Raw genomic sequence first — 6110 nt, 5'->3', positions numbered from 1 at the left:
TCCGATCGCGATGGAAGAAAAGCTGCGCTTCGCGATCCGCGAAGGCGGCCGTACCGTCGGCGCAGGCATCGTTGCTTCCATCGTCGAGTAAGCTTGCAACGGCCGCTCCACGCGAGCGGCCGGTTCGATGACAATATTATGAAGCAAGTGGCTTTGGCCGCTTGCTTATTACAGCAAAATGTTGCAAATGGCGCGCGAGCGCTATTTGCGCCCTGCTTCGCTCATCGAAGCGGGTGACTACAGCAAACAATAAGGTGGGCTGGAAGGCCTGAAGACTGGATAGGGGCACCGTAACCCGGAGCCTCTCTCGATCTTTGAAACCGGTGGTCCGCCTTAGGAATAAAAACAGCCCGTGCCTAACCGAAAGGCGCGCGGGATAACAAACACAAGGATAACGTCGAATGAACGGCCAAAATATCCGCATTCGCCTGAAGGCGTTCGATCACCGCATTCTCGACGCTTCGACGCGCGAGATCGTGTCGACGGCGAAGCGCACCGGAGCTAGTGTCCGGGGCCCCGTTCCGCTTCCGACTCGCATCGAGAAGTTTACGGTCAACCGGTCCCCACACATCGACAAGAAGAGCCGCGAGCAGTTCGAGATGCGCACGCATAAGCGCCTTCTCGACATCGTTGACCCGACACCGCAGACGGTAGACGCGCTGATGAAGCTCGATCTCGCCGCGGGTGTCGATGTTGAGATCAAGCTCTGAGCCCTGCTCGAGCTGAGTTGGAAGGATTGAACCGATGCGTTCAGGTGTGATTGCACAAAAGGTGGGCATGACCCGCGTCTACAACGACGCCGGCGAGCATGTTCCGGTAACAGTACTGCGCATGGAAGGCTGCCAGGTTGTGGCCCAGCGCACAGTGGAAAAGAACGGCTACGCCGCAGTTCAGCTCGGTGCTGGCGCGGCGAAGGTCAAGAATACGTCGAAGGCGATGCGCGGTAACTTCGCTGTCGCCAATGTCGAGCCGAAGGCCAAGCTCGCGGAATTCCGCGTCACGGAAGACAACCTCCTCGAGGTTGGCACCGAGCTCAAGGCTGGTCACTTCGCAGCTGGTCAGCTCGTCGATGTGACGGGTACGACGATCGGTAAGGGCTTTGCGGGCGCCATGAAGCGTCACGGTTTCGGCGGTCTTCGCGCCACGCACGGTGTGTCTGTTTCGCACCGCTCGCATGGTTCGACGGGTTCGCGCCAGGATCCGGGCAAGGTTTTCAAGAACAAGAAGATGGCTGGTCACATGGGCCAGACGCGCGTTACGACTCAGAACCTTGAAGTGGTTTCGACCGATGAAGATCGCGGTCTGATCCTGATCAAGGGTGCAGTACCCGGTTCCAAGGGTGCCTGGATCATTGTGCGCGACGCCGTCAAGTCGGCCGCGAAGTAAGGGAGCCAGACCAATGGAATTCAACGTCAAGACCCTCGAGGGAAAAGACGCAGGGAAGGTTTCTCTTTCTGACGCGATTTTCGGCCTCGAGCCCCGCGAAGACATTCTCGCCCGCGTCATCCGCTGGCAGCTTGCCAAGAAGCAGCAGGGCACGCACAAGGCCAAGGGCCGCGCCGAAGTATGGCGCACCGGTGCCAAGATGTACAAGCAGAAGGGTACGGGCCGCGCTCGTCACCATTCGGCTCGCGCTCCGCAGTTCCGCGGCGGTGGTAAGGCTCACGGCCCGGTTGTTCGCAGCCACGAACACGACCTTCCGAAGAAGGTTCGCGCGCTCGGCCTGCGCCTCGCTCTTTCGGCAAAGCTGAAGTCCGATGATGTCATCATCATCGACAACCTAGTCGCTGCTGAAGCAAAGACCAAGGCACTGGCATCGACCTTCGAGACGCTCGGCCTGACCAACGCTCTCTTCATCGGTGGCGCTGAACTTGATGGCAACTTCAAGCTCGCAGCCAAGAACATCCCGAATATCGATGTTCTGCCGATCCAGGGCATCAACGTTTATGACATCGTGCGCCGTGGCAAGCTCGTGCTTTCCAAGGCTGCCGTTGAAGCTCTAGAGGAGCGTTTCAAGTGACCGATCTTCGCCACTATGATGTGATCGTCTCGCCGGCGATCACCGAAAAGTCCACTCTGGTATCGGAAAACAACCAGGTTGTTTTCAATGTCGCCAAGACGGCGTCGAAGCCGGAAATCAAGGCTGCAGTCGAGGCGCTCTTCGGCGTCAAGGTCACGGCCGTCAACACTCTGCTCCGCAAGGGCAAGACCAGGCGTTTTCGCGGTATTGTCGGCAAGCAGAAGGACGTGAAGAAGGCTGTCGTGACTTTGGCTGAAGGCCAGACGATCGACGTCTCCACCGGTCTCTGAGGAATAAAAAGATGGCATTGAAAACATTCAATCCGACGACCCCGAGCCAGCGTCAGCTGGTCATCGTTGATCGCTCCTCGCTCTACAAGGGCAAGCCGGTCAAGGCGCTGACGGAAGGTCTGACCAAGAGCGGCGGTCGTAACAACCTCGGCCGCATCACTGCCCGCTTCATCGGCGGCGGTCACAAGCGCACTTATCGTCTGATCGACTTCAAGCGTCGCAAGTTCGACGTCGAGGGCACCGTCGAGCGTATCGAATACGATCCGAACCGTACGGCTTTCATCGCGCTGGTGAGCTATGCTGACGGCGAGAAGGCCTATATCCTTGCTCCGCAGCGCCTTGCTGCCGGCGACAAGGTCATCGCTTCGGAAAAGGCTGTCGACGTGAAGCCCGGCAACACGATGCCGCTGCAGTTCATTCCGGTCGGCTCCATCATCCACAACGTGGAAATGAAGCCGGGCAAGGGTGGTCAGATCGCCCGCTCCGCCGGTGGTTACGCACAGCTCGTCGGCCGCGACCAGGGCATGGCGATCCTTCGCCTGAACTCCGGTGAACAGCGCCTCGTCCATGGCTCTTGCCTGGCGTCGATCGGAGCTGTCTCCAACCCTGACCACGCCAACATCAATGACGGCAAGGCCGGTCGTACTGTTTGGCGCGGCAAGCGTCCGCATAACCGCGGTGTCGTCATGAACCCGGTCGACCATCCGCACGGCGGTGGTGAAGGCCGTACCTCTGGTGGTCGTCACCCGGTAACGCCGTGGGGCAAGCCGACCAAGGGCAAGCGCACCCGGTCGAACAAGTCGACCGACAAGATGATCATGCGCTCGCGTCATCAGCGTAAGAAGTAAGAGAGGAAGTCTCCAATGGCTCGTTCAGTATGGAAAGGTCCGTTCGTTGACGGCTATCTTCTCAAGAAGGCTGAGAAGGTTCGTGAAGGCGGACGTGCAGAAGTAATCAAGATCTGGAGCCGTCGCTCCACGATCCTGCCGCAGTTCGTCGGTCTCACCTTCGGCGTCTACAACGGCAGCAAGCATGTTCCGGTCAGCGTCAATGAAGACATGGTCGGCCACAAATTCGGTGAATTCTCTCCGACCCGGACCTACTACGGTCACGGTGCGGACAAGAAGGCAAAGAGGAAGTAATCATGGGCAAGGCAAAAGCCGAACGCCGGCTGAAGGACAACGAGGCGCAAGCAGTCGCCCGTACGCTCCGCGTCAGCCCACAGAAGCTCAACCTCGTTGCTGCGGCTATCCGCGGCAAGAAGGTCGATCGTGCACTCGCTGAGCTGGAATTCTCCCGCAAGCGCATCGCAGGCGCCGTCAAGAAGACGCTCGAATCTGCGATCGCAAACGCCGAGAACAACCACGATCTCGACGTTGACACGCTGGTTGTCGCAGAAGCCTACGTAGGCAAGTCGATCGTCATGAAGCGTTTCCACGCTCGTGGCCGTGGCCGTGCATCTCGCGTCGAGAAGCCGTTCGCGCACCTCACGATCGTTGTCCGCGAAGTGCAGGCACAAGAGGAGGCCGCATAATGGGTCAGAAAATCAATCCAATCGGTTTCCGTCTTGGCATCAACCGTACGTGGGATAGCCGCTGGTTTGCGGACAATGCCGAGTACGGCCAGCTGCTGCACGAAGACCTGAAGATGCGCAAGTTCGTGATGAGCGAGCTGAAGCAGGCCGGTATCGCCAAGGTGGTCATCGAGCGTCCGCACAAGAAGTGCCGCGTCACGATCCACTCGGCTCGTCCGGGCCTGATCATCGGCAAGAAGGGCGCAGACATCGACAAGCTCCGCAAGAAGCTGTCGGAGATGACGAATTCCGAAACGCACCTCAACATCGTTGAAGTTCGCAAGCCGGAAGTCGACGCTACGCTCGTCGCGCAGTCGATCGCTCAGCAGCTCGAGCGTCGTGTTGCTTTCCGTCGCGCCATGAAGCGTGCCGTTCAGTCTGCAATGCGTCTTGGCGCCGAAGGCATCAAGATCACCTGCGCAGGCCGTCTCGGCGGTGCGGAAATCGCTCGTACGGAGTGGTACCGCGAAGGTCGGGTTCCGCTGCACACGCTGCGTGCTGACATCGACTATGGTACGGCTGAAGCGGAAACCGCTTTCGGCATCTGCGGCATCAAGGTTTGGATCTTCAAGGGCGAAATCCTTGAGCACGATCCGATGGCCTCCGAGCGCCGCGCACTCGAGGGTGACGCTCAGGGTCCGGCAAGCCGTGATCGCGATCGTCGCCGCGACAACGCTTAATAGCGTTGGTGGCAGATAAGTTCGGAGAATAAGAAAATGTTGCAGCCAAAGCGTACCAAGTATCGCAAGCAATTTAAGGGCCGCATCAAGGGCGTCGCCAAGGGTGGTTCAGACCTCGCCTTCGGTGAATTCGGCCTTAAGGCTCAAGAGCCGAACCGCGTCAATGCACGCGAGATCGAAGCGGCCCGCCGCGCGATCACGCGTTACATGAAGCGCGCCGGCCGTGTATGGATCCGCGTGTTCCCGGATGTTCCGGTAACCGCAAAGCCGACCGAAGTCCGTATGGGTAAGGGTAAGGGCTCTGTTGAATATTGGGCATGCAAGGTCAAGCCAGGCCGTATGATGTTCGAAATCGACGGTGTTAGCGAAGAAATCGCTCGCGAAGCGCTTCGCCTCGGCTCTGCCAAGCTCTCGGTCAAGACGCGCTTCGTACAGCGCATTGCAGAGTAAGGAGCAAGGCACATGAAAGCCGAAGAAGTTCGCGGCCTGACGGCCGATCAGCTCAAGGACAAGCTTGCCGACCTGAAGAAGGAGCAGTTCAACCTGCGCTTCCAGAAGGCCACCGGTCAGCTCGAAAAGTCCTCTCGCGTCAACGAAGTTCGCAAGGACATCGCCCGCGTGAAAACCATTGCCCGCCAGAAGGCGGCAGAAGCAAAGGCGTAAAGGAAAAGATCATGCCGAAGCGCATTCTGCAGGGCGTTGTCGTTGGCGACAAGAACGAGAAGACTGTCGTAGTTCGCGTTGAGCGTCGTTTCGCTCACCCGCTGCTCCAGAAGACCGTTCGTCGTTCCAAGAAGTACAAGGCTCACGACGAAAACAACCAGTACAAGATCGGCGATACCGTATCCATCGAGGAATGCGCGCCGATCTCGAAGGACAAGCGCTGGACGGTCGTTTCCGCCCAGGCCAAGTAAGATTTTTGCGCGAGGCCTTGCGTCTCGCGGAAATATCTGTATGAAGCAGCGTCAGAACGCTCGTCCGTCGGGCGTTCTTTTGCTTTGAGCGCACGGAAGGTCCCGTTGGGAAACCACCCTGGCACGATCGATCCCGCGCTATTCAAGCTATGCCGTGTTTTCGCCTGCTCTCGTAGCAAGCGGCCGGCTGACAATTTTCATAAGCCGGGGAAGGGGGCTCACAGCCCAACCATTCCGGTAAACCAAGAAGGCGACCTGATATGATTCAGATGCAAACAAACCTCGACGTGGCGGATAATTCCGGCGCACGTCGTGTCATGTGCATCAAGGTGCTGGGCGGCTCGAAGCGCAAGTATGCCGGGATCGGCGACGTTATCGTCGTTTCGATCAAGGAAGCGATCCCGCGTGGCCGCGTGAAGAAGGGTGACGTGATGAAGGCGGTGGTCGTTCGTACCGCCAAGGAAATCCGTCGCGTTGATGGCAGCATCATCCGCTTCGACACGAATGCAGCAGTCCTCATCGACAACAAGAAAGAGCCGATCGGCACCCGTATCTTCGGACCGGTTCCGCGCGAACTTCGCGCCAAGAACCACATGAAGATCATCTCGCTGGCTCCCGAAGTACTGTAAGGAG

At 58.6% G+C, this 6110-nt stretch carries 13 protein-coding genes; all 13 read left to right on the top strand.

The genetic code is table 11. The features are described 5' to 3' along the window. Positions 1-91, top strand: a 91-nt coding sequence (locus BSG20_RS20820) for an EF-Tu C-terminal domain-related protein (protein WP_022719208.1), incomplete at its 5' end; no start/stop codon positions are given. 310 nt (positions 92-401) lie between these two features. After that, on the top strand, positions 402-710 hold the full coding sequence (gene rpsJ, locus BSG20_RS20815) for a 30S ribosomal protein S10 (RefSeq protein ID WP_003547547.1): 309 nt from the start codon (positions 402-404) through the stop codon (positions 708-710). Positions 711-744: 34 nt separating this feature from the next. Then, complete coding sequence (gene rplC / locus BSG20_RS20810) at positions 745-1386, top strand: 50S ribosomal protein L3 (RefSeq protein ID WP_024314776.1); 642 nt, start codon at positions 745-747, stop codon at positions 1384-1386. Between the two features lie 13 nt (positions 1387-1399). After that, positions 1400-2020, top strand: coding sequence for a 50S ribosomal protein L4 (gene rplD / locus BSG20_RS20805; protein WP_024314775.1), 621 nt, complete (start codon positions 1400-1402; stop codon positions 2018-2020). Further along, positions 2017-2310, top strand: a complete 294-nt coding sequence (locus BSG20_RS20800; protein ID WP_024314774.1) for a 50S ribosomal protein L23 — start codon at positions 2017-2019, stop codon at positions 2308-2310. Before rplD ends, BSG20_RS20800 begins: the two co-directional genes overlap by 4 nt. Before the next feature lie 11 nt (positions 2311-2321). Next, positions 2322-3158 carry a 50S ribosomal protein L2 gene (gene rplB / locus BSG20_RS20795; RefSeq protein WP_072377818.1) on the top strand — a complete coding sequence of 279 codons (837 nt, stop codon included), beginning with the start codon at positions 2322-2324 and terminating at the stop codon, positions 3156-3158. A gap of 15 nt (positions 3159-3173) precedes the next feature. Continuing rightward, on the top strand, positions 3174-3452 hold the full coding sequence (rpsS, locus tag BSG20_RS20790) for a 30S ribosomal protein S19 (protein WP_007531666.1): 279 nt from the start codon (positions 3174-3176) through the stop codon (positions 3450-3452). Positions 3453-3454: 2 nt separating this feature from the next. Continuing rightward, entirely contained in the window at positions 3455-3844 is a 390-nt protein-coding gene (gene rplV / locus BSG20_RS20785; RefSeq protein ID WP_007787740.1) for a 50S ribosomal protein L22, read from the top strand. Then, on the top strand, positions 3844-4563 hold the full coding sequence (rpsC, locus tag BSG20_RS20780) for a 30S ribosomal protein S3 (RefSeq protein WP_007531669.1): 720 nt from the start codon (positions 3844-3846) through the stop codon (positions 4561-4563). Before rplV ends, rpsC begins: the two co-directional genes overlap by 1 nt. 36 nt (positions 4564-4599) lie before the next feature. After that, a complete protein-coding gene (gene rplP / locus BSG20_RS20775) occupies positions 4600-5013 on the top strand; it encodes a 50S ribosomal protein L16 (protein WP_003573792.1) in 414 nt (137 codons plus the stop codon). Positions 5014-5025: 12 nt separating this feature from the next. Further along, complete coding sequence (gene rpmC / locus BSG20_RS20770) at positions 5026-5226, top strand: 50S ribosomal protein L29 (protein WP_016553554.1); 201 nt, start codon at positions 5026-5028, stop codon at positions 5224-5226. A gap of 11 nt (positions 5227-5237) precedes the next feature. Further along, positions 5238-5477 carry a 30S ribosomal protein S17 gene (gene rpsQ / locus BSG20_RS20765; protein WP_007787739.1) on the top strand — a complete coding sequence of 80 codons (240 nt, stop codon included), beginning with the start codon at positions 5238-5240 and terminating at the stop codon, positions 5475-5477. Between the two features lie 260 nt (positions 5478-5737). Continuing rightward, positions 5738-6106 carry a 50S ribosomal protein L14 gene (rplN, locus tag BSG20_RS20760; RefSeq protein ID WP_007787738.1) on the top strand — a complete coding sequence of 123 codons (369 nt, stop codon included), beginning with the start codon at positions 5738-5740 and terminating at the stop codon, positions 6104-6106. Positions 6107-6110: the final 4 nt, after the last annotated feature.

The organism is Rhizobium tibeticum, assembly GCF_900110205.1.
GTDB classification, from domain to species: Bacteria; Pseudomonadota; Alphaproteobacteria; order Rhizobiales; family Rhizobiaceae; genus Rhizobium; species Rhizobium tibeticum.
This window is presented reverse-complemented; position numbering and strand designations above follow the sequence as displayed.